Source organism: Jeotgalibacillus sp. 10bf12, assembly GCF_055597105.1.
Genome location: NZ_CP200276.1, coordinates 1,951,689 through 1,972,676, shown reverse-complemented (window position 1 = coordinate 1,972,676; position 20,988 = coordinate 1,951,689). Strand labels below are relative to the sequence as shown.

General features: G+C 42.4%; 25 protein-coding genes. 12 read left to right on the top strand and 13 right to left on the bottom strand.

Features of this window, described 5'->3' with window-relative positions; genetic code table 11:
- Positions 1–87: 87 nt before the first annotated feature.
- Entirely contained in the window at positions 88–216 is a 129-nt protein-coding gene (yhfH, locus tag DH10bf12_RS10310) for a protein YhfH (protein ID WP_082029158.1), read from the top strand.
- Between the two features lie 27 nt (positions 217–243).
- Here the strand turns inward: yhfH and hemY are convergent, their stop codons facing one another.
- The 3 genes from hemY to hemE form a co-directional block, all read right to left on the bottom strand.
- Positions 244–1,650 (bottom strand): protoporphyrinogen oxidase, encoded by a 1,407-nt coding sequence (gene hemY / locus DH10bf12_RS10305; RefSeq protein ID WP_471735217.1) that lies wholly within the window; start codon positions 1,648–1,650, stop codon positions 244–246.
- Positions 1,651–1,691: 41 nt separating this feature from the next.
- Positions 1,692–2,621: a ferrochelatase gene (gene hemH, locus DH10bf12_RS10300; protein ID WP_471735216.1), complete on the bottom strand. Its 930-nt coding sequence runs from the start codon at positions 2,619–2,621 to the stop codon at positions 1,692–1,694.
- Positions 2,622–2,712: 91 nt separating this feature from the next.
- Positions 2,713–3,744, bottom strand: coding sequence for a uroporphyrinogen decarboxylase (gene hemE, locus DH10bf12_RS10295; protein WP_471735215.1), 1,032 nt, complete (start codon positions 3,742–3,744; stop codon positions 2,713–2,715).
- A 271-nt stretch (positions 3,745–4,015) separates the two neighbouring features.
- Here hemE and DH10bf12_RS10290 point away from each other — a divergent pair, with 271 nt between their 5' ends.
- Positions 4,016–4,528: an antibiotic biosynthesis monooxygenase family protein gene (locus DH10bf12_RS10290; protein WP_471735214.1), complete on the top strand. Its 513-nt coding sequence runs from the start codon at positions 4,016–4,018 to the stop codon at positions 4,526–4,528.
- A gap of 47 nt (positions 4,529–4,575) precedes the next feature.
- Here DH10bf12_RS10290 and DH10bf12_RS10285 read toward each other — a convergent pair whose 3' ends face one another.
- Positions 4,576–5,184, bottom strand: coding sequence for a phosphatase PAP2 family protein (locus DH10bf12_RS10285; protein ID WP_471735213.1), 609 nt, complete (start codon positions 5,182–5,184; stop codon positions 4,576–4,578).
- Positions 5,185–5,313: 129 nt separating this feature from the next.
- Between DH10bf12_RS10285 and DH10bf12_RS10280 the strand changes: the two genes are divergently transcribed.
- A complete protein-coding gene (locus DH10bf12_RS10280; RefSeq protein WP_471735212.1) occupies positions 5,314–6,489 on the top strand; it encodes a M20 family metallopeptidase in 1,176 nt (391 codons plus the stop codon).
- 40 nt (positions 6,490–6,529) lie between these two features.
- Here the strand turns inward: DH10bf12_RS10280 and DH10bf12_RS10275 are convergent, their stop codons facing one another.
- Positions 6,530–7,753 (bottom strand): ABC transporter permease, encoded by a 1,224-nt coding sequence (locus DH10bf12_RS10275; RefSeq protein WP_471735211.1) that lies wholly within the window; start codon positions 7,751–7,753, stop codon positions 6,530–6,532.
- Positions 7,737–8,486, bottom strand: coding sequence for an ABC transporter ATP-binding protein (locus tag DH10bf12_RS10270; protein WP_471735210.1), 750 nt, complete (start codon positions 8,484–8,486; stop codon positions 7,737–7,739). The genes DH10bf12_RS10275 and DH10bf12_RS10270 overlap by 17 nt, the downstream gene beginning before the upstream one ends.
- A 318-nt stretch (positions 8,487–8,804) precedes the next feature.
- On the opposite strand from DH10bf12_RS10270, the gene DH10bf12_RS10265 reads away from it, so the two are divergent.
- From DH10bf12_RS10265 to DH10bf12_RS10240, 6 genes are all read left to right on the top strand, one after another.
- A complete protein-coding gene (locus DH10bf12_RS10265; protein ID WP_471735209.1) occupies positions 8,805–9,227 on the top strand; it encodes an HIT family protein in 423 nt (140 codons plus the stop codon).
- 101 nt (positions 9,228–9,328) lie between these two features.
- Complete coding sequence (locus DH10bf12_RS10260; RefSeq protein WP_471735208.1) at positions 9,329–9,847, top strand: tryptophan transporter; 519 nt, start codon at positions 9,329–9,331, stop codon at positions 9,845–9,847.
- Positions 9,848–10,212: 365 nt separating this feature from the next.
- Positions 10,213–10,593: a YtxH domain-containing protein gene (locus DH10bf12_RS10255; protein ID WP_471735207.1), complete on the top strand. Its 381-nt coding sequence runs from the start codon at positions 10,213–10,215 to the stop codon at positions 10,591–10,593.
- Between the two features lie 211 nt (positions 10,594–10,804).
- Positions 10,805–11,392, top strand: coding sequence for an HTH-type transcriptional regulator Hpr (locus DH10bf12_RS10250; protein WP_471735206.1), 588 nt, complete (start codon positions 10,805–10,807; stop codon positions 11,390–11,392).
- 166 nt (positions 11,393–11,558) lie between these two features.
- Positions 11,559–12,122 (top strand): DUF3267 domain-containing protein, encoded by a 564-nt coding sequence (locus tag DH10bf12_RS10245; protein WP_471735205.1) that lies wholly within the window; start codon positions 11,559–11,561, stop codon positions 12,120–12,122.
- 91 nt (positions 12,123–12,213) lie between these two features.
- Entirely contained in the window at positions 12,214–12,402 is a 189-nt protein-coding gene (locus tag DH10bf12_RS10240; protein WP_471735204.1) for a hypothetical protein, read from the top strand.
- 573 nt (positions 12,403–12,975) lie between these two features.
- Here DH10bf12_RS10240 and DH10bf12_RS10235 read toward each other — a convergent pair.
- Together DH10bf12_RS10235 and DH10bf12_RS10230 are read right to left on the bottom strand one after the other, a co-directional pair.
- The gene (locus DH10bf12_RS10235; RefSeq protein ID WP_404408562.1) at positions 12,976–13,074 is read right to left on the bottom strand and encodes a YjcZ family sporulation protein; all 99 of its coding nucleotides are present in this window, start codon (positions 13,072–13,074) and stop codon (positions 12,976–12,978) included.
- A gap of 30 nt (positions 13,075–13,104) precedes the next feature.
- On the bottom strand, positions 13,105–13,191 hold the full coding sequence (locus DH10bf12_RS10230) for a YjcZ family sporulation protein (RefSeq protein WP_039808298.1): 87 nt from the start codon (positions 13,189–13,191) through the stop codon (positions 13,105–13,107).
- A 178-nt stretch (positions 13,192–13,369) separates the two neighbouring features.
- Between DH10bf12_RS10230 and DH10bf12_RS10225 the strand changes: the two genes are divergently transcribed.
- Positions 13,370–14,296, top strand: a complete 927-nt coding sequence (locus DH10bf12_RS10225; RefSeq protein WP_471735203.1) for a peptidylprolyl isomerase — start codon at positions 13,370–13,372, stop codon at positions 14,294–14,296.
- Between the two features lie 410 nt (positions 14,297–14,706).
- Here the strand turns inward: DH10bf12_RS10225 and DH10bf12_RS10220 are convergent, their stop codons facing one another.
- From DH10bf12_RS10220 to DH10bf12_RS10205, 4 genes are all read right to left on the bottom strand, one after another.
- Positions 14,707–14,889, bottom strand: coding sequence for a sporulation YhaL family protein (locus DH10bf12_RS10220; protein ID WP_471735202.1), 183 nt, complete (start codon positions 14,887–14,889; stop codon positions 14,707–14,709).
- A 60-nt stretch (positions 14,890–14,949) separates the two neighbouring features.
- Positions 14,950–15,897, bottom strand: a complete 948-nt coding sequence (gene yhaM, locus DH10bf12_RS10215; protein WP_471735201.1) for a 3'-5' exoribonuclease YhaM — start codon at positions 15,895–15,897, stop codon at positions 14,950–14,952.
- Between the two features lie 206 nt (positions 15,898–16,103).
- Entirely contained in the window at positions 16,104–17,369 is a 1,266-nt protein-coding gene (locus tag DH10bf12_RS10210; RefSeq protein WP_471735200.1) for an ABC transporter permease, read from the bottom strand.
- A complete protein-coding gene (locus tag DH10bf12_RS10205) occupies positions 17,362–18,258 on the bottom strand; it encodes an ABC transporter ATP-binding protein (protein WP_471735199.1) in 897 nt (298 codons plus the stop codon). The genes DH10bf12_RS10210 and DH10bf12_RS10205 overlap by 8 nt, the downstream gene beginning before the upstream one ends.
- A gap of 140 nt (positions 18,259–18,398) precedes the next feature.
- On the opposite strand from DH10bf12_RS10205, the gene DH10bf12_RS10200 reads away from it, so the two are divergent.
- The gene (locus DH10bf12_RS10200) at positions 18,399–18,584 is read left to right on the top strand and encodes a YhzD family protein (RefSeq protein WP_471735198.1); all 186 of its coding nucleotides are present in this window, start codon (positions 18,399–18,401) and stop codon (positions 18,582–18,584) included.
- A 34-nt stretch (positions 18,585–18,618) separates the two neighbouring features.
- On the opposite strand, the gene DH10bf12_RS10195 is transcribed toward DH10bf12_RS10200, so the two are convergent.
- A complete protein-coding gene (locus tag DH10bf12_RS10195; protein ID WP_471735197.1) occupies positions 18,619–19,407 on the bottom strand; it encodes an enoyl-CoA hydratase in 789 nt (262 codons plus the stop codon).
- A 256-nt stretch (positions 19,408–19,663) separates the two neighbouring features.
- Between DH10bf12_RS10195 and DH10bf12_RS10190 the strand changes: the two genes are divergently transcribed.
- Positions 19,664–20,956: a protoglobin domain-containing protein gene (locus DH10bf12_RS10190; protein ID WP_471735196.1), complete on the top strand. Its 1,293-nt coding sequence runs from the start codon at positions 19,664–19,666 to the stop codon at positions 20,954–20,956.
- The last annotated feature ends 32 nt before the right edge of the window (positions 20,957–20,988 follow it).

Genomic DNA, 20,988 nt, shown 5'->3' with positions numbered 1-20,988 from the left:
TCCTTGACTTTTAACCTTCTGTTATAATACAATACATTTAACAACAAATTAGTACTAGTACAAAACATAAAAGAGAGGCTGATGATTATGCTTGAAAACGTAATGGAATTCTTCAGAAACCTGCCACCAAAGAAATGTGCATCTTGTGGAGAACATATGGAAGAGCAGGCTGAAGCTTATACAACTGTCTGCAGCAAGTGTGCAGGGACACAATAATAAAAAAAGCGCCAATTGGCGCTTTTTTTATTGTTCTATAAAAGTAAGTGCTTTAAAAGCTGCGGCTTCCCCCTGGTCAATACAATCAGGCAGGCCGATTCCATCATAGGAAGCACCAGCGAGATAAACACCAGGATAGCTTTGTTCAAGCTTAGCTCTTACATCAGCCATTCGTTCTCTGTGACCGACTGTGTATTGTGGCATTGCTTTTTTCCAGCGGGTGACGATGGTGAAATCAGGCTTACTTTTCACCTTAATAATTTTGTTTAAATCATCAATCACGATTTTCTCAATCTGGTCATCAGACAGATCTACAACCGTTTCATCCCCTGCGCGGCCTACATAGCACCTGAGCAGCACTTTACCATCAGGGATTGTATGGGGCCACTTCCTGTGAGTCCAGGTACATGCTGTAATTGTATAATCGCTATTCCGTGATACAACAAACCCTGTACCATCAAGAATATCCTCTACTTCACCCTTATCAAAAGCCATGGCAACTGTTGCAACAGATGTAGCCGGAATTTCTTCGATCTGACTTAATAGTCCTGATTCTCCGAAAACCGCTCCTGCAGTATAGTGAGGCACAGTGAATATCACTGAATCTGCTTCAATTTCAGTCCCGCTGTTTAATGATAACGTATATTTCTCCCCACGCCTGATTGATTCAACCCTGGTACCCTTCAGAATCTCACAGTCTGTAAGCAGTGACTCCAGTTTCTCAACAAGTGATTCAAGACCTGTCGACAACGTCAGGAACATACTTTGCTTTTTATCACCGGGCTTTCTTTTCGCTGCAGGAGAGGTTTTTTTCATACCTGCAATCAGACTTCTATGATCCTGTTCAAGCTTCCCGTACTGTGGAAAAGTGGATTGAAGGCTGATCTGGTCAATATCCCCTGCATAAATGCCGGATAATAAAGGTTCAATCAGGTTTTCAACCACTTCATTTCCAAGTCTTCTTCTGAAAAACGTGCCGAGAGACTGATCCTGCTGATGATCTGATTTAGGCAGCACAAAGTCTCCGGCAGCTCTCAGCTTACCAGTCAGTGAGATCAGATCTGTGATCAGAAAAGGCTTGATTTGAGTTGGTATACCCATGATCGCGCCGCCAGGCATCGGATGAAGCTTATCATTCACTAAAATAAATGCCTGGCCTGTCGCATTAGGTACAAGCTTGTGATCAAGACCAACATCTGTAATCAGCCGCCCCATGCTTTTCTTGCGCTCAAGAAATGAATCCGGACCGCGCTCAATGACAAATCCATCCTGTACTACTGTCTGAATTTTCCCGCCCAGACGATGGTTGGCTTCAATGATTGTAATGCTTGCGTCCAGTTGTTCGTTATTTATTTTTTCCTGCGCTCTGTATGCTGCGGCAAGACCTGTAATCCCGCCGCCAACAATAACAATTTTCCGCTTTGACTGTGTCACAGTAATCATCACTTTCTGTAAACTGGATTTTCAATATAAAATTAACCTAATGTTTTCATCACTTTATCTGTCATTGCGTCGATAAATAACGGCTGTGTGTTCGGCATTTCAGGACGGAAATAGTCAGCGCCGATTTCGTCAGTGACGACTTTACACTCATAGTCGTTATCATAAAGTACTTCAAGGTGATCAGATACGAATCCTACCGGTGTATAAACGAATGTAGTATAGCCGTGCTGTTCATGCAGATCCTTCGTCAGGTCCTGAACGTCAGGTCCGATCCATGGGTCAGGTGTGTTCCCTTCACTCTGCCAGCCGATTTCATAATTTTTAACGCCTGCATGCTTTGCAATCATGTCGGCTGTTTCCTTTAGCTGGTCAGGGTATGGATCACCCCCTGCAAGGATTTTTTCAGGTAAGCTGTGCGCTGATACGATCAGCACAGCTTTTTCACGCTGTTCATCTGTCATACTGTCAAATGTGTCTTTAACTTTTTCAGTCCAGTACTGGATGAATTTCGGCTCATCATACCAGCTTTCAATAGAAGTAATGGATGGTCCGCCGATTTCTTCAGCACGGTCTTTTGCACGCTTATTATAAGATTTTACGCTGTACGATGAAAAGTGTGGTGCCAGTACGATTGATACTGCTTCTTCAATCCCGTCCTTTTTCATTTCATCCACTGCATCTTCTACAAATGGTTCAATATGCTTCAATCCGAGATACATAACGAATTCTATATCATCCTGTACTTCGTTTAGTCGTGCAGTCAGCGCATGCGCCTGTTCTTCTGTAATACGTGCAAGTGGTGAGATACCACCAATCGCATTATAACGGTCTCTTAAATCCTCAAGCAGTTCTTCAGATGGTTTTCTGCCTCTCCTGATATGTGTGTAAAAAGGCTCAAGATCACTTTCTGTATAGGGTGTACCGTAAGCCATTACTAAAAGTCCCATTTTTTTCTTTGACATGTCTATTCCACCTCATTAGCAAAATTTGTGCTTCTATACTGTTGTAGCAAACAAACCCTTAAGCTTTCCATTGATTTGCTTTTTAAATGTGTTAGCGGGCAGTATATTCCTGTACAAATGCCGTCAGCTTTTTCAGTGTGTCAGGCTGTACTTCAGGGAACACACCGTGACCAAGGTTAAAGATGTGTCCAGGATGCTTCATCCCTGCATCTAAAATTGGTTTTACATGCTTTTCAATGATATCCCAGTCACAAAGTAAAAGTGACGGATCAAGGTTACCCTGAACGGTTTTCGTTACGCCTTTTTCACGCGCTTCTTCAATCGACAGTCTCCAGTCAAGGCCAACCACATCGAGCGGAAGATCATTCCAGTCTTTTGCAAGATGCGCTGCACCAACGCCGTGCATAATTAATGGTATATTGAGCTCTTTTAGTGCTGCAAAGATTTTTTCCATATGCGGCTTAATATATGTGCGGTAGTCCTGAACGTTTAACGTACCTACCCATGAATCAAACATCTGAATTGTACCCGCTCCCGCTTTAACCTGTGCAGTTGTGTACCGGATCGTCATTTCAGCAAGCTTATCCATCAATGCATGCCAGGCAGTTGTTTCCTGATACATAAATGCCTTTGTCTTATGATAATTTCTTGATGGACCGCCTTCGATCATATAGCTAGCCAGTGTAAATGGTGCCCCGCCAAAGCCGATCAATGGCACGTTTAACTGTTCAGTCGTCAGTAGTTTAATTGTATCAAGCACATAAGGTATATCCTCTTCAGGCTCGATCATGCCAAGCTTTTCAATATCCTGAACGGATTTGATCGGATTATGAATAACAGGACCAATGCCTGACTTGATCTCAACATCCACGCCGAGTGCAGGGAGCGGCGTCATAATGTCTTTATAAAGTACCGCTGCATCCACCCCGTAGTTTTCGACCGGCAGTCTTGTTACGTACGCGCAAAGCTCCGGCTGGTGGGTGATTTCAAATAAAGAGTATTTCTCTTTAATTGCGCGGTATTCAGGCTGGGAGCGGCCCGCCTGCCTCATATACCAGACAGGTGTGTGCGAGACTGCCTCTCCTCTTGCTGCCTTTAAAAATGTATCATTGAATGAACTCATAACGAGTGTAATCCACCTTTCAAATGTGCTGGTTTTTTAACAGAATTCTACTAATTTTTCTACGCTCCTGATATCCGTTTTTAACTATAGCCCTTTTCTATATCAGTGTATACCAGACACCGGTAAATGTCATAAAATCTCCTCTTTTCTCCTTCAGGAATAGCTTTTGTAATGGTTAACAGGATTGAAAAAGGGTATAAATAGAATTGTAGTCAGCGTAAAATTGAAATTAAACTTGTAAGCAACATAAATGACACGGGGAGGAATTGTGATGAAGAAAGTGTATATGACTTTTGGGACGCCTGATTTTTTACATAAGTTTCAGGAGGAAAACCCAAACGAAACAATGGTTCAGATGCTAGGTGAAGATACCGCGCTGTTAGTACACGAAACAGAAGGAGATACTCTTTTCAATGAGCCGAGAAAATATGAAGTGTTTGACGAGTCAGGACAACTGACTGAAAACGGCTTTTTTGTCTTTAATAATATTCCTGTTTCAGATGAGGGGCGTCCTGTTTTTGAACACCGCTTTAAAAACCGTGCAGGCCTGATTGAAGAAGAGCCTGGTTTTATTGCGATACGGGTTTTGAGACCTGTAGATTCAGATACGTATGTTATCCTGACGCAATGGGATGACGAAAAGTCATTTAATGACTGGCAAACGTCTCAGTCATATAACAAAGCGCACGCTAAACGCGGGACGTCAGAAGGTATTGATCATCAGAAAACGATCTTCCCGCGCTCGTCGTTTGTGACGAAATATGTAGGACAGACTGAGCAATAAAATCAGTAAAAAAGAGGATGAGACGGCGTCTCATCCTCTTTTTATATTCAGTCGCGCGAGAAGGCTGCGGCACGCCTTTTCATCAGGTGTTCATACACAACCAGACAAAGAATGGCGTACGTATAGCCGAGCAGCCACCCGCCGATGACATCTGTAAAATGGTGTGACTCTTCAGGCAGTCTGCTCACTCCTGCAAGAATAGAAATGAATATTCCAACTGCAAACATGAGCGCCTGCCCTGCTGCGTCCCCTGACTTTTCAGTAATCAGATAAATAATGACAATGGCTGCGATCATACTGACCATTGCATGACCACTTGGAAAACTGAAACCTTCTTCAAGCCCATCAGGCCGTGGCCTTTCAGTCAGCGTTTTGATCAGTCTATTCAGATAATTGCCTCCGCCTACTGCAAGCAGGACAATCATCATTCCAAGATAATGATTCCGTCTGAACCATAAGTAAAGTACTGCTGCAATACTGACAATAGCTAAAAACCATTCCCCGCCAAGAAAGCCAAAAAATAATAAAAAGTCCAGTTCACTGAAGAATTCAGCACCGAATTGATCAATACCGCTTAATCCGTCATCCAAATTAATCACCAATAAAACAGCTGCAGCAAATGTCACAGCTGCAAGTGGATAAAACCATTTTTTCACGTGATTCCCCTCCTCCCTGCTTACTACCATTATATAGTATCGGGTGAGTCGTCAAAAGAGTGAAAAAATTCGGGCACCGTGATATACTGAGTCATCATTAAACCGTTTGATTACGAAAGGAGCATACATATGAATGAAAAACTTTTTTCACTGTTAGATTCCTACTACGATGATATGGTTACACTTCGCCGTCACCTTCACCAGCACCCTGAGCTTTCTTTTGAGGAAAAAGAGACACCTGCTTTAATAGAGGCTTTTTACAAAGAACTTGGTGTTGAGGTAAAAACCGGTGTCGGAGGAAATGGGGTAACAGCTGTAATCAAAGGCGGAAAGCCTGGTAAAACTGTCGCTTTACGGGCTGATTTCGATGCGCTTCCAATCGAGGATGAAAAAGATGTTCCTTATAAATCTAAAATTTCCGGAAAGATGCACGCATGCGGACATGACGGGCATACAGCAACGCTTCTTCACCTGGCAAAAGCACTTTATATGATAAAAGAAGAATTGCCGGGTACTTATCTGATGATTCATCAGCATGCGGAAGAATATGCGCCGGGCGGGGCAATCAGCATGATCAAAGACGGCTGTCTCGATGGCGTGGACGCTGTATTCGGTACACACCTCTGGGTAACCGGTGAGCTTGGTCATATTGAATACCGCACCGGCCCGATCATGGCAGCAGCTGACCGGTTTGAAATCAAGATCCAGGGTGCAGGCGGCCACGGTGCACAGCCGCATAAAACAAAGGACGCGGTCGTAGCCGGTTCACAGCTTGTTACATCCCTTCAGCAGATCGCGTCAAGACGTGTAAATCCAGTTGAATCAGCGGTAGTATCTGTCGGCTCATTTGTTGCTGAAAATGCATTCAATGTCATTGCAGATTCTGCAAAGCTGATTGGTACAGCAAGAACATTTGCCCCTGAAGTCCGTGATCTGGTTGAAAAAGAAATCGGGCGGATTATAGAAGGTACATGTATTTCAACAGACTGCACATATGAATATGATTACGTCAGAGGATACCCTGCAGTTGTAAACCATGAAAAAGAAACAGACTACCTTGTACGGGTGGTTAATGAAATGCCTGGTGTTACAGCAGTTGAAAGTGAAATGCAGATGGGCGGGGAGGATTTTGCCTACTATCTTGAACACAGACCAGGCACTTTCTTCTTTACCGGTGCCAAGCCTGAAGGAATAGACGTTCCGTATCCACACCACCATCCAAAATTTGATATCAATGAAAAAGCAATGCTCATTGCAGCGAAAACGCTTGGCAATGCGGCCATTCAGTATCATAACGAAGATTAATCCATAAGAAAAAGCTGCTCCCGATGAGGAGCAGCTTTTTCTACTTTATATGATGCTTCTTGATTTGAGCAGGTACATACATAGACACAAAGACAATCACGAATGCAACTGAAGCAGCAGCTGTAATACCAGCGCCGTAAAGATCAAGCTTTACAAGATTGATGATTGTAAACACGGTTGCCTGTACGATCAGAATTCTCATCAGCAGCTTTTTAAAAGAATCATGACGGAGACTTCCACTTACTGGATACAGATCCGGCCAGATCTTCAATTCATGCTTTTTCAGCAGCGGAATCAGCTGGAATCCTGTCAGATAAATGAATAACAGTGCTGTCATTACCTTAAGCCAGAGGTTATCCGCACCTCCGATAATGATACCTGCAATAATCGTCAGCCTTACCCACAGGCCGAAATATTCGTCAGAGCGCAGGAACGTCCTTGTATACAGGTAACTGTATGTAGCCACAGGATTCAGGTCCGGTGTCTTCAGGAAAGGATCCATCCATTTTCTGCGCTTAGCCTGTCCTTTCAGATGCGGAACATCAGTGAACAGATTCGCAAAGCGGTAAAAACGGTGCAGCCTCGCATTTTCAAGGTCAATCAGTAATTCCCATTTTAACGACTTCTCTTTTGTCAGCATCATGAATGCCATCAGATAGCCGATCATCAGGACAGCAATGAGAATCGAAAGAAATGCAGGTACGTCTGCAAATACTGACCACAGAAAAGCAATATTCAGAATGGCTCTGATGCCAAGATCTATATAATGATTGGAAGGTTCCTGATACCTTAACATGATCCATCTCATGATCAGATTCCAACCTTTAAGGACAAGAATCATGCCGAGCAGCCATACGAAATCTGAAAACGCTGCGCCTGTTGTCTGCACATATAATGGCATGGCAGCAGCCAGCAGGACGAGCACGATATATGACTGAAAAAAGAAGCTTGATACAAGCGCATTCACAAAATACCGCTTCATCCGCCCTTCAAGCGGTGTCAGATACACTTTATCAGGCTCCTGCAGGTACGTATAAACAGGACTCATCGTCACAGCAAGCCCAATGACAGCGGCAATTAAGATCCCTGAAGGAAATGTCTCATCAAGGGTGCTGACCCAGTTGCTGTATACATAGCCCCCGCCACCAACTGCGAAAATCAGGACAAACATCAGGTGCCCGTTAAAGATGTAGCGCATATATTTCTGTAGTTCTTTTTGGTAGTCAGACAGTCTCGATGACCAGAGATCATGAACGTGTTTCATTGGACTCTTCCTTTGTCAGCTGAATATAAATATCATCAAGTGTTGCTTCAGGCATGCTGAACTCCTGTCTTAGTGTTTCTAGCGACCCGCGCGCCCGGATTTCTCCATCATGCAGGATAATAAATGAATCACAGTACCGCTCCGCAGTCGCAAGAATATGCGTAGACATTAAAATTCCTGCTCCACCTGCCTTCATTTCCTCCATCAGATCAAGAAGCGACTGAATGGCAAGTGGATCCAGCCCGACAAAAGGTTCATCAATGATGTAGAGACTCGGGTTGATTAGAAACGCACACATAATCATCACTTTCTGTTTCATCCCTTTTGAAAAGTGAGCCGGAAACCATTTCAGCTTCCCTTCCATCCGGAATTTTTTAAGCAGATCAGGCACTCTCTGTTCATACTCTTTTTCTGAAATGCCATATGCCATAGCGGTCATTCTTAAGTGTTCTTCAAGCGTCAATTCATCATATAAAATCGGCGCCTCAGGTATATAGGAAAATTGCTTTCTGTATTCATCAGCATTCTGCTTAAGCTGCAGTCCATTAATTGCCACAGTACCTTTGTGCGGTTCCATCAGACCGATAATATGCTTAATGGTCGTACTTTTACCGGCTCCGTTTAAACCGATTAAGCCGACAATTTTGCCGTGCTCCATTTCTAGGCTGATCTCTTTTAACACCGGCCGTCTCGTATACCCACCGGTCAGATCTTTAATTTCTAATAGTGACATGAATTTCTTCCTTTCTATTCAAATAGGTATATTTATTATACTGTTATTGATCATATTTTCAGAGTATAAATGAACAATTGCTGATTTAGACTATGAATGTCTTTTCACAGGCGATCATTTCCGCGGAAGGCGGGGACTCCAGCGGCGGAAAGGGACAGGTGAGACCATACGGCGCAGCCGGAGGGGCTCACCGCCCGTCCGCGGAAATGATCAGCAAATTTCTTGGAAGTCATATTCTATATAATGACAGCATTGTAGCATACAACTGAGCTTACTATGGTAGAATAAACTTAATTTACTGATGAAAGGATGAAGAATATGAGCGACTGCATTTTCTGCAAAATTATTGACGGTGAGATTCCATCAGCCAAGGTATATGAGGACGAGCATGTCTATGCTTTTCTTGATATCAGCCAGGTGACTAAAGGTCATACGCTTGTGATTCCGAAAACACATAAAAAAGATCTGCATGAGCTGACACCTGAAATCGCTGCAAATCTGTTTTCAGTAGTCCCTAAAATTGCGAACGCGATCAGCGATACTTATGAGCTGAAGGGTGTAAATCTGCTGAACAATAATGGTGAGTTTGCAGGACAGAGTGTCTTCCATTATCACCTTCATATTCTTCCGCGCCACGGTGAGCAAGATGGCTTCAAGCCGGTATGGGAAGTACATACGGACGATTATTCAAATGACGACCGCAGTGAGATGGCAGCCGCCATTGCTGCAAAAATTAATTAGTAGGAAATAAAATTCAGCCGTGGTATAATAATGCTACTTTTCGCTGGCAGTCACGAGGACATGTCAGGAAAAAAATCAGTTTAGCTTAGGAGAGATGAGTTATGAACACGAGAACACTCGTAGCACTAGCACTTTTTGCAGGGATGGGTACAGCATTGCACCTGTTAATTCCAGGGACACTGACAATGAAGCCGGATATGTCATTACTGATGATGTTTCTTGGTATTCTATTATTCCCAGGCGTTAAAAATGTATTGCTGATCGGTCTGGCAACAGGTATTTTATCAGGTCTTACAACAACATTCCCGGGAGGATTCCTGCCGAATGTAATTGATAAACCGATCACAGCATTTGCTTTTTACGGAATCATTCTGCTCGCTGGAAAGCTAGCAAGTAAGCCTGCAGGCGCCGGTGTACTTGCAGCAGTCGGCACATTGATCTCAGGAACAATCTTCCTTGGATCTGCCGCACTTCTTGTTGGTCTTCCTGGTCCGATTATGGCACTTGCACTTTCTGCAGTCGTTCCTGCAATCGTTGTGAATGGTCTGCTAATGGCTGTTATGTATCCTGTTGCACAGGCAATCATGAGACGGTCCAATCTGGTCGAATCTGCTGCCTGAACCTGCTGAACTGCTCCCTTTTTAAAAAAGGGGGCAGCTTTTTTTGTTTTTGAGGGTGAAATAAATACAGCGCTTTGATTCAGCAGGTTTATCTCCAAACTAAATAGGTTAAAATACATAATAGAAGCGTGCTAATCACTGTAATCAGCACTCTTTGAAGCTTTTTTCTTCTTGGTGGATATAACGTTCTTTTCAACAGGTCTGCTGCACATATGATCAATAACACCGAGGAGATCACCATACATATGGTTAGGATGACCTTCACAAACACCACGAAATGATTCCTCCTGTCCATGAATACTTTGGACAGTTTATGAATTACTATATACAATAAGAATACAAATACAAAAAGGGATGTGGTTGGGATGAATTTCAAACAATTTTCACTTGGCTTAGTTGTCGGAATAGCGGCAGGAGCAGCAGCATCACTTATATCGGCTCCTCAATCAGGTGAAGAACTGCGCGGTACGATTAAAAATACTAAAGATAACTGGCGTGAGCATATGCTCGAACTGCAGATGAATCTTCAAATTGTGAAAGAATCAATCGCAGACGCTTCTAAAGAAAGCAAAGAATCTCTTCGTGTTGTAGCAGCAGAACTCAAGGATTCAATCCAGGCATGGAAACGTGAGGCTGACCCTGCCATCAACAATCTTCAGGAAGAACTTGCTGCGATTCAATCAACAATGGAAGAACTTGAAAAAACAATTAATCAGGATAGCAAAGAGCCACAACCTAGCTCTTAACAAAACAGCCCCCGGGCTGTTTTTTCTTTTTTAAAAAATTATCTTTATTAAAAACCTCTCCCCTTTCACCTTATCTAATAAGGAAGAAGCAATTTTATTAGAAAATTTAATTTATTCTTACCTTTCAATCGTTTTACTTTATTGCTATAATGTTTGAAACTGAACTAATATTCCTATTACTCTAAAATCTTTTATGAAAGAAGGTGTAGCAATGGATGATAAATTATACTCTATGAAAGAGGCAATGATTTTCAGTCAGCGGATGGCCCAGCTGAGCAAAGCCTTGTGGAAAGCAATCGAAAAAGACTGGCAAAACTGGATTAAGCCATATGATCTGAATATCAATGAACACCACATTCTCTGGATCGCTTATCATTTAAAAGGTGCATCCATTTCGGACGTTGCCAAGTTTGGCGTCATGCATGTATCCACAGCCTTTAACTTTTCAAAGAAGCTTGAAGAAAGAGGATTTCTGGAATTCTCAAAGCGTGAGAACGATAAGCGCAACACCTATATCAAACTGACTGAAGAAGGCGACAACCTTCTCCTTGAATTAATGGAGAACTACTCCCCTGAGACCCATTCAGTCTTTGAAGGTGCTGCCCCTCTTCGCGAGATTTACGGAAAGTTCCCCGAAATGATGGATGTTATGGCCATCGTAAAGAATATTTACGGTGATGATTTCATGAAAATCTTTGAGACTTCTTTTAACAATATTGAAACTGAATTTTCAGAGGTTGAAGGAAAAATTAAAAAAAGCAGAACGGCTGATCCGGTCAAACAGATCGCATCACCCTGACAACTCAATCCTGTCATGAAAAGGGCTCTTCCTCCCTTTTTCATGACAGGATTTTGTTTTGGACAATTAAATATTAAATTTTTCATTTTCCTATTGCAACTTTCTGCATATGAGAGTAAAGTAGCTCTCGTAGCTTTAATAAAAATCGTCATGAACGGAGGCGATCATGTTGCATTGCTGGAAATCAATCAATGTAAAGAAACAGTATGGATTTTACCGCATCTTTTTTCTATCTGCGATTTTAGTCCTGACTGTTTTTTCATTTTTACACGTATCGATCCAATTAATTTCCGACCAACCAATGTATGATCAGTATTTTTTATGGTTTGCAATCGGATTTTTCCTGATATATCCGCTTCATAAAGTGTTTCATACACTTCCGCTAGCGGGATTTATGAGCCTGATCCAATTGAAGACCAGATTTCAGTTTTTTTGTGTACCAATTATGTCTGTGAGAGTGAATAAGCCGATACCAAAGGTGTTTTTTATCATGGCGCTCGTCTCACCATTTCTTCTTATTAATGGTGTATTATTGTACGCAACTACTCTTTTCCCTGGATACGCACACTACTTTACAATTTTGATTGCTTATCATACGGGAATTTGTCTGGTGGACTTCCTTTACGCGAGATCTTTATTGAAATCTCCTAAAGGTGCTTTTATTGAAGAAGACGATGACGGGTATGAAATACTTGTTCCGGTAAAGGAAACGCAGTACCCAGGCATCTAAAAAGGTGATGCATCAGACATATTTAACAGCTCACTCTGTTATTTATGTCTGATTTTTGTTATCCTAGTACATAGAGACGAGGAGGGCGAACATGCTTACCGTAATTGGATTATTTATCGCATTTACCGTATTTATTATTTATGCCATTAATCGAATGACTAATAGACTATGTGAGCAGAAGGAAATTCCGAACGAACGGCAGCCAAAAGTCTTTCGTACGATCAATATTCTGATCCTGATTTTACTTCTGTCTTCATACGTAGAGATTTTGTATACGTAATGATGAAAACTGATATGTAAGCTGACAAAGGTGCCTGCGATGGCATCTTTTTTGTTTAGATAAAAAAGAGGCTGAAACTTATTTTCAGCCTCTTTAATCATTTCACTGTGCGTCATACGCCCTTAAACGCCAGCTTACGCTTTTCTTCTCTGTCCAGCTTCGGCTGGCAGGGACTAGTGCGGTTCCCTCAGCTCCTTAAGATAAGTCAACATCAGTTCACTTCGTTCACTGTGTTTCCTTTATCTCCGACGCTTCAGTCCAACATGTACGCCCCTAAACGCTCACCTACGCTTTTCTCCTTGTCCAGCTTCGGGCGCTAGCTTCTAGGGTCATAAGCCACCCATCGATAAACGGGAAAGTTCACCCGTTTTTCGCTGCGCGTCTTATGCCCGTCGAAGCTGAACAAGCGCCTTACGCTTTTCTTCTCTGTCCAGCTTCGGTTCGCAGGGGCTAGCATGTTTCCTTCAGCTCTGTCCGATAAGTCAACATCGGCTCACTCCGTTCACCGTGTTTCCTTTATCTCCGACGCTTCAGTCCAACATGTACGCCCCTAAACGCTCACCTACGCTTTTCTTAGAACCATGCGCTGCCGATGATGATGAGGAGGATGAATAGTACGACTAGTAGAGCGAATCCTCCGCCGTTGTAACCTTTGTCGTGTCCGTGTGACATGTTTATGTCCCCCTTTCTTTTTTAGGATTTTTAATACAGCCAGGCTGCGCCAACAATCACAAGGAGGATAAACAGGACGACGATTAACGCAAACCCTCCGCCTTTACCACATGACATGGAGACCCCTCCTTTCTTATGTATGGTATTCAAATCGTTTTTAAAATGGATGGGCTGGACGCTTATCTTTTGTAAAAATGGAATGATTGTGAAAACAATACTAAGGTTTGGGGAAATATGTTATAGTATGCCTTGTAGATTTTTTACACCATAGAGAGATCGTGAGGAGAGGAAATACATGAAAAAGTGGATTGCAGCAGCTTCATTAACACTGAGTGTGGCAGCTCTTGCAGCATGCAGTGATGAAGAATCAAGTGAAGTAGTCGTATCAACGAACGCCGGGGATATTACGAAAGAGGAATTTTACCAGGAGATGAAGACAACTGTTGGGGAGCAGGCGCTTCAAATGATGGTATTAGAGCAGATTCTTCAGGATAAATATGAAGTATCTGATGAAGAAGTTGACGCTGAACTAGAAACAATGAAAGAACAATATGGCGGTCAGGAACAGTTTGAGATGGTCCTGTCACAGCAGGGTTACACTGAAGAAACGTTCCGCGACACAATTAAGCTGAATCGCCTTCAGGAGAAGGCTTTAATTGAAGATGTTGAAGTAACTGAAGAAGAAGTTCAGGAAAAATATGAGCAGTTGCAAAAAGAAGTAAATGCCAGACATATTCTGGTACAGGACGAAGAAACTGCACTTGATGTGAAGCAGCAGCTAGAAGATGGAGCTGACTTTGCTGAGCTTGCACGTGAAGTATCAACTGAACCGGCTGCACAGGAAACTGGTGGCGAACTTGGATTCTTCAGCGCTGGGGCTATGGATCCGGCATTTGAAGACGCTGCATTCAGCCTTGAGCCAAATGTTATCAGTGAGCCTGTCGAGTCAAGCTTTGGCTGGCACATCATTGAAGTAACTGAAACACGTGAAGCGGATATCGGCAGCTTTGAAGATATGAAAGCAGAAATTGAACATGATCTGAAGCTTGCAAAGGCAGATCAGACACAGGCAAGTGCAATGATCCAGGAACTGATGAGAGAAGCTGACATCGATATTAAAGATGAAGATCTTGAAGCGACATTTGAAGCATTCCTTTCGCAGCCTGAAGCACCAGCTGCTGAGGAAGAGCCTGCTGAAGAAACAGAAGATACAGAAGAATAATGAAGAAAAGCGATGGCAGGCGTTTAGGCCCGACAAGCATAAGACGACTTGAGAGAAACGGGTGTACTTTCCCGTTTTCTCAAGGTGGCTTATGACTCGAGGGACTGCCTGCTGGAGCTGGACCTAAAGAAAAGCGGAAGGCGCTTGTTCAGCTCTGACAGGCATAAGACGCGTAGCGGAAAACGGGTGGTCTTCCCGTTTATCGATACGTGGCTTATGACCCGAAGAGCTAGCGTCTGGAGCTGGACACAGAGAAAAGCGGAAGCAGGTCGTTTAGGCCCGACAAGCATAAGACGACTTGAGAGAAACGGGTGTACTTTCCCGTTTTCTCGAGGTGGCTTATGACTCGAGGGACTGCCTGCTGGAGCTGGACACACAAAAAAGCGGAAGGCATCAGCCTCCCGCTTTTTTTAATCTTTATATTCAGCTGACACACGCTTTTTCTTTTCTTTCAGCATGCGTTGAATATAAGTTTTCCCGTGCTCTTCAATAAAGTCTTTTTCCTGCTTCTTATCCTGATAAGCGGTTTTTACAAACATCACAAGACTGAGCATGGCTCCTCCAATTGCAAGGTCAATCCATATTGGAAACATCTTCACGCCTCCTGCACTGCATTCTTACTTTACTCTATGCAGGCGCGTACAAGCTTATGACTAGTCCTGATCGTACATATGCGGACGATAAAATGATCTGTTCTCAAGCGCAAATACTCTTTCAGTATATTCTCCTGAAGTCGTTCTGCTGATCACCCTGTCCATCATGACCATTTTCGCGTCAATATTATCAATATAATGAAGGATTTCCGCTTCCATGAGCATCGGTGGTTTTGGTGAACCCCATTCTGCTTTACCATGATGTGAAAGAATCATATGCTGTAATAACAGTACTTCTTCAGCTTCGATCTCAAGTTCCTTTGCAGCTTCAGCTATTTCATTTACCATGATTGAAATATGTCCAAGCAGATTTCCTTCAAGTGTATAGGTTGCTGATACGGCTCCTGATAACTCCTTCACTTTCCCCATATCATGCAGTATGATTCCTGCATAGAGTAAATCTTTGTTTAAAGAAGGGTATTGCCCAGCCAGGAACTTTCCAAGTCTCAGCATCGACACAACGTGAAAAGCGAGACCAGAAACAAATTCATGATGGTTTTTTGTTGCTGCCGGGTACTCCATAAATGACTTCTGATATTTTTTTAGCAGGTGACGTGTAATTCTCTGGATCACCGGATTTTTCATTTCAAAAATATATTGCGTTAATTCTTCACTCATTGACTCGATTGATAGTGGTGCAGTTTCCAGGAAGTCGCCCATTTTCACATTATCCTGCGCGGAAGCGGGCCTGATCTGTCTTAATCTCAGTTGATTTTTCCCACGGTAATTATGAATTTCTCCCGCTATTTTTACAATTGTCTGAGGCTGGTATTTGCGCTCTTCCTCATCCCCTGCATCCCACAGCTTTGCTTCGATGTCACCGCTTCTGTCTTGAAAGATCAGTGTCAAAAAAGGTTTTCCTGCAGTGGTTACACCTTTTGTCATTTGTTTAATCAGCAGATACTGGTCGACTGGGTCTCCCGGATTTAAAAAAGTAATGCCTTTCATCTGCAATCTCTCCTTTTATCTGTTATATATTTTTTTGATATTTGGCTTCGGTTCTTCGGCTGATGCTTTCCGCTTCAGCTGTGTAAATCGGTAGATGGATCCTGCGTACACACAGGAACACTTGTTCTTATATTATATCAGATCTCACCTGAACATAAATAGAAATAACCGGTACCTGCACCGGCTATCTCAATGATTTTGTATGATTATTCTTTTTTAGAAAGTTTGACTGCTTGTTTTATATCTTTAAGTGATGAGGAATTTCCGTACATGAGTACGCCTCCTCTGTATACCTTTGCCCCAAACCATCCTAACACTAAAATCGTCAGAAGCGTTAGTAATATGGCAATGGCTGGCTCCCAGAATGGGATATTCAGCATCCCGACTCTTGTAAACATCACAAGCGGCGTGAAAAATGGAATGTAGGATGTCACAGTGATAAATCCTGCTTCCGGTGATGCAAGCCCGTAAAATGCTAAGAGAGCACCTCCCACAATCAGAATATTGACAGGCATCAGCACCTGCTGAAGATCCTCTGTTCTGCTGACTAATGATCCAAGGAAAGCTGCCAGGGTCGCATACAGGAAATACCCGAGTATGAAAAATACAATGCCATAGATAATGGTGCTGATCGAACCTGATGAGAAGTCAAATAGTGAATAAATGCCTCCCTCAAGCGTATCTCCACTTAAATTAACTGAGAGCGTTCCGACGATTGCCCAGATTAATATTTGTGTGAGTCCGACAAGCCCGATCCCAAGGATTTTCGCAAAAATCTGTTGAATCGGAGGTACACTGGAAATCAGAATCTCCATGACTCTTGATGATTTTTCAGTCGCTACTTCTGTCGCAATCATCATAGAATAGATCAGTACCGACATATAAATGACGAAAATCAGTACATATACCAGCCCTCTCGCCTGATCGAGCTCTTCAGCTGATTTTGCAGATTCCACGTATGCTGACTGGGAAAATGAAACTGGCATATTGAGTGTTGCCAACTCATCAGCACTTAAAGATAAACGGTTTGCAGCCATATTCGACTGAATCGTCTGGAGTGCTGCCTGAAGATCGCCTGAGTAAGAATTCGCTGTGAGTGAAGCTGATAAATATTCAGCCTGCAATCTGCCCACTTCTGTAGCATTCACCGTGAGCAGCGCATCATATTCTCCATTTTCAAGCTGACCTTCAAGTTCTTCAAGGGCTGCTTCCCCTCTTGTGATCTCAATTGACTGGTTCAAAATCGCCATCTGAGCAGACAGGTTATCAGCAATATCGGTTTCTTCCTCATAGACGACCACCTGCCACTGCTCTTCCCCGCCATCTCCATTTCCGTCAAAAAGCGAAGTGATCGACTGAAAGTTGGTTGCGCCAATAATAACCAATGTAAAAATAATTGTTGTGATAATAAAGGATCTGGATTTGATTTTATTCATATAGGATTTTGCAAGAATTAATCCGAATCTATTCATAAGAAGCACCCGCCTTTTCAATAAAGATATCGTTCAGTGAAGGCTCTTCAAGTGAAAACTGACGGATAAATCCTTTTGGCTGTAAAAAAGTCAGAATGTCCTGTGATACTTCTTCATTTTCGATCTGAAGCTCAGCACCGCCAATCAGTTTCTTCACTTTCACAACGCCAGGCAGTGCTTCAATTCCGGCGAGGTCAAAATCGGCTTTAATGAGTAGGTTCTTCTTGCCAAAGTCTCTTTTGATCTCATTTAATTTACCCTGAACGATTGGCGCACCTTTATGGATAATGCACAGGCTTTCACACAACTCTTCAACATGCTCCATTCTGTGACTTGAAAATACGATTGTCGTACCCCGGGTTTTCAAATCATCAACCGCTTTTTTTAATAGCTCAACGTTCACAGGGTCAAGGCCGCTGAATGGCTCATCAAGAATGAGCAGATCCGGTTTATGTATAACTGAAGTGATAAACTGTATTTTCTGCTGATTTCCTTTTGACAGTTCCTCTACTCTTTTATTTTCATATTCAGGAACATTGAATTTTTCAAGCCAGCCTGTCAGTTCTTTTTCAGCGGCTTTTTTATCCATCCCTCTTAACCTTGCCAGATAGACGACCTGCTCTTTTACTTTCATTTTTGGATAAAGGCCTCTTTCTTCCGGCAGATACCCGATATGCTGACTCGTATGATAGCCTATTGATTCCCCGTTCCAGCTGATTGACCCTTCAGTGCTGTCTATTAACCCGAGAATCATACGGAAGGTTGTGGTTTTACCCGCTCCATTTGCACCAAGGAAACCGAACATTTCGCCCTTGGGTATCGTGAGCGAAAGGTTGTTAACGGCTGTATGTGTGCCAAATTTTTTTGTGACGCTGTCAATTTTTAACATTACATTTCCCCCTTTTGACTGCTCCTCTATTTTATACGGAATTGCCGATGAAAAGGTTCATTTTTTTCAGAATTTCTCCACTTCACGTGATGAAGCTGCTATGTAATAATAAACATACGGACAAAAAGGAGATGAATGGAATGGATATTTACAAAATCACAGCTTTTGATAAAAAAGGGGAACTGCTTTTTGAGGATTCTTTTGAAGCAGAAAATGACAAAGAAGCCAAAACGATCGGAGAAAAGCGTCTTGAAGAGGAAGGTATGCTTGATCACACCCATCGTGTTGTATCACCACGTGGTAAGTTAGTCGTATTCCATACATAAGAAACAGCGGGACGCTTATAGCGCCCCGCTGTTTTTAATTTCCTTTAAATTCAGGCTTTCTCTTTTCAGCAAACGCCTGGATGCCTTCCATATGGTCGTTTGTCTGTCTCATTCTCCACTGTGCTTCTTTTTCCATTCCAAGTATCTCTTCAAGCTGTGCTTTTCTGCTGGCTCTTAAGATCGACTTTGATTCCATCATGGCTTTAACCGGACTGTGATTAATCGTCTGTACAAAACCTGCAGCTTCTTCCTTCACGCGCCCTTCAGCAGTCACTTTATCAATCAGTCCCAGAGAGTAGGCTTCATGACCGTTTAAAATATCTCCGCGCCAGATAGTATGCAGCGCTTTTTGCGTTCCAAGACGTTCCTGCATGAAGAAGTGTCCCCCGCCATCCGGCACAAGGCCAATTCCAATAAAGTTCATGGCAAGCTTACTTTGCTCTTCAGCAATAATCACGTCCGTCGAAAGCGCCAGACTCAGCCCAAGGCCAGCTGCTGCACCGTGAATCGCACTGACTGTAATTTTAGGCATCGTATATAACGTTACTGATAGATCATTAATGATTTGCATGAAATGTTGAAAATCTTCTTCGCCATTCATCTTAAGCATCCCTTTAATGTCTCCTCCGGAACAGAAACCTTTTCCTTCCCCGGTTAATACGAGCACCTGCAGATCTGCATCCCGTTTAATTTCGTTCAGCGCATCCTGCAGGTCAGTCATTAACTGCAGGTTCAGTGCATTTAGACTTTCCGGTCTGTTGAATGTCAGCCAGACTGTATTCCCCTGCACTTCAACCTTTAATGTTTCATATTGTTTATTCATTAAAATCACTCCATCCCCTAAAATGAATCTCCATTCACTTATTCCCTATCAAGCACTGAATATCCTTTATTTTTTGGAAATTGGTTTAAAATTCTCAGGTGAAATAAAATTACCATCTTAAGAAGAGTGTACTTATACCTAAAAATATAATTTCAACAGTATAATAGATCTATGTGTTTTATTTTATTTACATATAAATTCTGAATGGGTTCAGACGATATTACTTACAGAGGATATTTAAGGAGGAACGATTTAAATGATGTGGGCACGAACAAAAGAGAAAAAAATTGATTTGTCTGTCGTTGCAGACAGCTTTAAGGATCAGGTGAAAATTGAGCTGCCGAAAGAAGTTACAACACCAAAACAGCTGAGTATGATCTCACTTTCAACGTATGATCTGCAAATCCTGTTGGCTTACAAGCCGTATGTCACTGAAAATATAGAGCAGATTGTCTCTCACTTTTATAAAACAATCGGTCACGAGCCAAGGCTTTTGTCGATTATCAACGAGCACAGCACGATTGAGCGCCTGAAAAAAACGCTGAAGATTCATATTCAGGAAATGTTCAGCGGAAAAATTGATCAGCAGTTTATGCTGAAAAGAAACCGGATCGCTGAAGTTCATCTGCATATCGGGCTTGACCCTAAGTGGTATATTGCCGCTTTTCAGGATCTGCTGAATTCATTTATCGATATGACGGAGACGCTTCCTTTTAATGAAAAAGATAAATTCAGTCTGGTACGTGCCATCTCAAAGATCTTAAACCTTGAAATGCAAATCGTACTTGAAGCATATGAAAATCAATTTCAGGCGAAGCTGATGGCCGAACAAAATCATCTGGAAGAGCTGCTTCATACGCTGAGAACAAGTGCAGCTACTCTGTCTGATAACAGCAATGCTACGAGTGAAAATGTCCGCCAGATGAAAGAAGCGCTTGGTCAGCTTTCAAACCGTGCACAAAACGGTTCACACGTAGCAACAGAGCTTCAGAATAAAACAGGTGAAGAACAGTCACGTCTTAATCAGACGAAAAAAGAAAGTGAACAAATTTCTAATAAAATGCTATCCACAGAACAAAACATCAAAGAGCTGAACAATTTAAACAGCCAGATTTCTGAGGTTGCCAACATGGTTACTTCTATTGCTGATCAGACAAACCTGCTTGCATTAAATGCTTCAATTGAGGCAGCCCGCGCTGGTGAGCATGGAAAAGGGTTTGCAGTAGTAGCTGACGAAGTAAGAAAGCTCGCTGAAAATACAAAGGAATCCGTATCACAGGTTTATGATCTTCTGAAGGATACAAATGTCAAGACAAAAACAATCGAAGGTTCAATTCTTGAACTGAAAAATCTTTTCAAGTCTGAGCGCGACAGCATTATTTCGACGAGTGAGTCTTTTGAAGAGATTATGGCTGTTATGAATGACCTTAAAAGCCAAAACTCTCAGGTTGATGCTGATGTAAGCAGTCTTGTGATTACACTGAATGAGATTTCAGATAAAGCAGCAGGCGTTGCAGAAGCTGCTGCCTCACTTGAGGAAAGATCTTAAAAAAAAGCCGCTTACAGGTATTAACCTGTAAG

Bases quoted from the DNA above. Each gene is read 5' to 3' on its own strand.
- DH10bf12_RS10245 (WP_471735205.1), top strand. From the start codon at position 11,559: ATGTTGCATTGCTGGAAATCAATCAATGTAAAGAAACAGTATGGATTT.
- DH10bf12_RS10200 (WP_471735198.1), top strand. From the start codon at position 18,399: ATGGATATTTACAAAATCACAGCTTTTGATAAAAAAGGGGAACTGCTT.
- DH10bf12_RS10280 (WP_471735212.1), top strand. From the start codon at position 5,314: ATGAATGAAAAACTTTTTTCACTGTTAGATTCCTACTACGATGATATG.
- yhfH (WP_082029158.1), top strand. From the start codon at position 88: ATGCTTGAAAACGTAATGGAATTCTTCAGAAACCTGCCACCAAAGAAA.
- DH10bf12_RS10270 (WP_471735210.1), bottom strand. From the start codon at position 8,486: ATGTCACTATTAGAAATTAAAGATCTGACCGGTGGGTATACGAGACGG.
- DH10bf12_RS10235 (WP_404408562.1), bottom strand. From the start codon at position 13,074: ATGTCACACGGACACGACAAAGGTTACAACGGCGGAGGATTCGCTCTA.
- DH10bf12_RS10275 (WP_471735211.1), bottom strand. From the start codon at position 7,753: ATGAAACACGTTCATGATCTCTGGTCATCGAGACTGTCTGACTACCAA.
- DH10bf12_RS10205 (WP_471735199.1), bottom strand. From the start codon at position 18,258: ATGTTAAAAATTGACAGCGTCACAAAAAAATTTGGCACACATACAGCC.
- DH10bf12_RS10265 (WP_471735209.1), top strand. From the start codon at position 8,805: ATGAGCGACTGCATTTTCTGCAAAATTATTGACGGTGAGATTCCATCA.
- hemE (WP_471735215.1), bottom strand. From the start codon at position 3,744: ATGAGTTCATTCAATGATACATTTTTAAAGGCAGCAAGAGGAGAGGCA.
- yhaM (WP_471735201.1), bottom strand. From the start codon at position 15,897: ATGAAAGGCATTACTTTTTTAAATCCGGGAGACCCAGTCGACCAGTAT.
- DH10bf12_RS10260 (WP_471735208.1), top strand. From the start codon at position 9,329: ATGAACACGAGAACACTCGTAGCACTAGCACTTTTTGCAGGGATGGGT.
- DH10bf12_RS10195 (WP_471735197.1), bottom strand. From the start codon at position 19,407: ATGAATAAACAATATGAAACATTAAAGGTTGAAGTGCAGGGGAATACA.
- DH10bf12_RS10250 (WP_471735206.1), top strand. From the start codon at position 10,805: ATGGATGATAAATTATACTCTATGAAAGAGGCAATGATTTTCAGTCAG.
- hemH (WP_471735216.1), bottom strand. From the start codon at position 2,621: ATGTCAAAGAAAAAAATGGGACTTTTAGTAATGGCTTACGGTACACCC.
- DH10bf12_RS10210 (WP_471735200.1), bottom strand. From the start codon at position 17,369: ATGAATAGATTCGGATTAATTCTTGCAAAATCCTATATGAATAAAATC.
- DH10bf12_RS10225 (WP_471735203.1), top strand. From the start codon at position 13,370: ATGAAAAAGTGGATTGCAGCAGCTTCATTAACACTGAGTGTGGCAGCT.
- DH10bf12_RS10190 (WP_471735196.1), top strand. From the start codon at position 19,664: ATGATGTGGGCACGAACAAAAGAGAAAAAAATTGATTTGTCTGTCGTT.
- DH10bf12_RS10220 (WP_471735202.1), bottom strand. From the start codon at position 14,889: ATGTTTCCAATATGGATTGACCTTGCAATTGGAGGAGCCATGCTCAGT.
- DH10bf12_RS10290 (WP_471735214.1), top strand. From the start codon at position 4,016: ATGAAGAAAGTGTATATGACTTTTGGGACGCCTGATTTTTTACATAAG.
- DH10bf12_RS10255 (WP_471735207.1), top strand. From the start codon at position 10,213: ATGAATTTCAAACAATTTTCACTTGGCTTAGTTGTCGGAATAGCGGCA.
- DH10bf12_RS10230 (WP_039808298.1), bottom strand. From the start codon at position 13,191: ATGTCATGTGGTAAAGGCGGAGGGTTTGCGTTAATCGTCGTCCTGTTT.
- DH10bf12_RS10240 (WP_471735204.1), top strand. From the start codon at position 12,214: ATGCTTACCGTAATTGGATTATTTATCGCATTTACCGTATTTATTATT.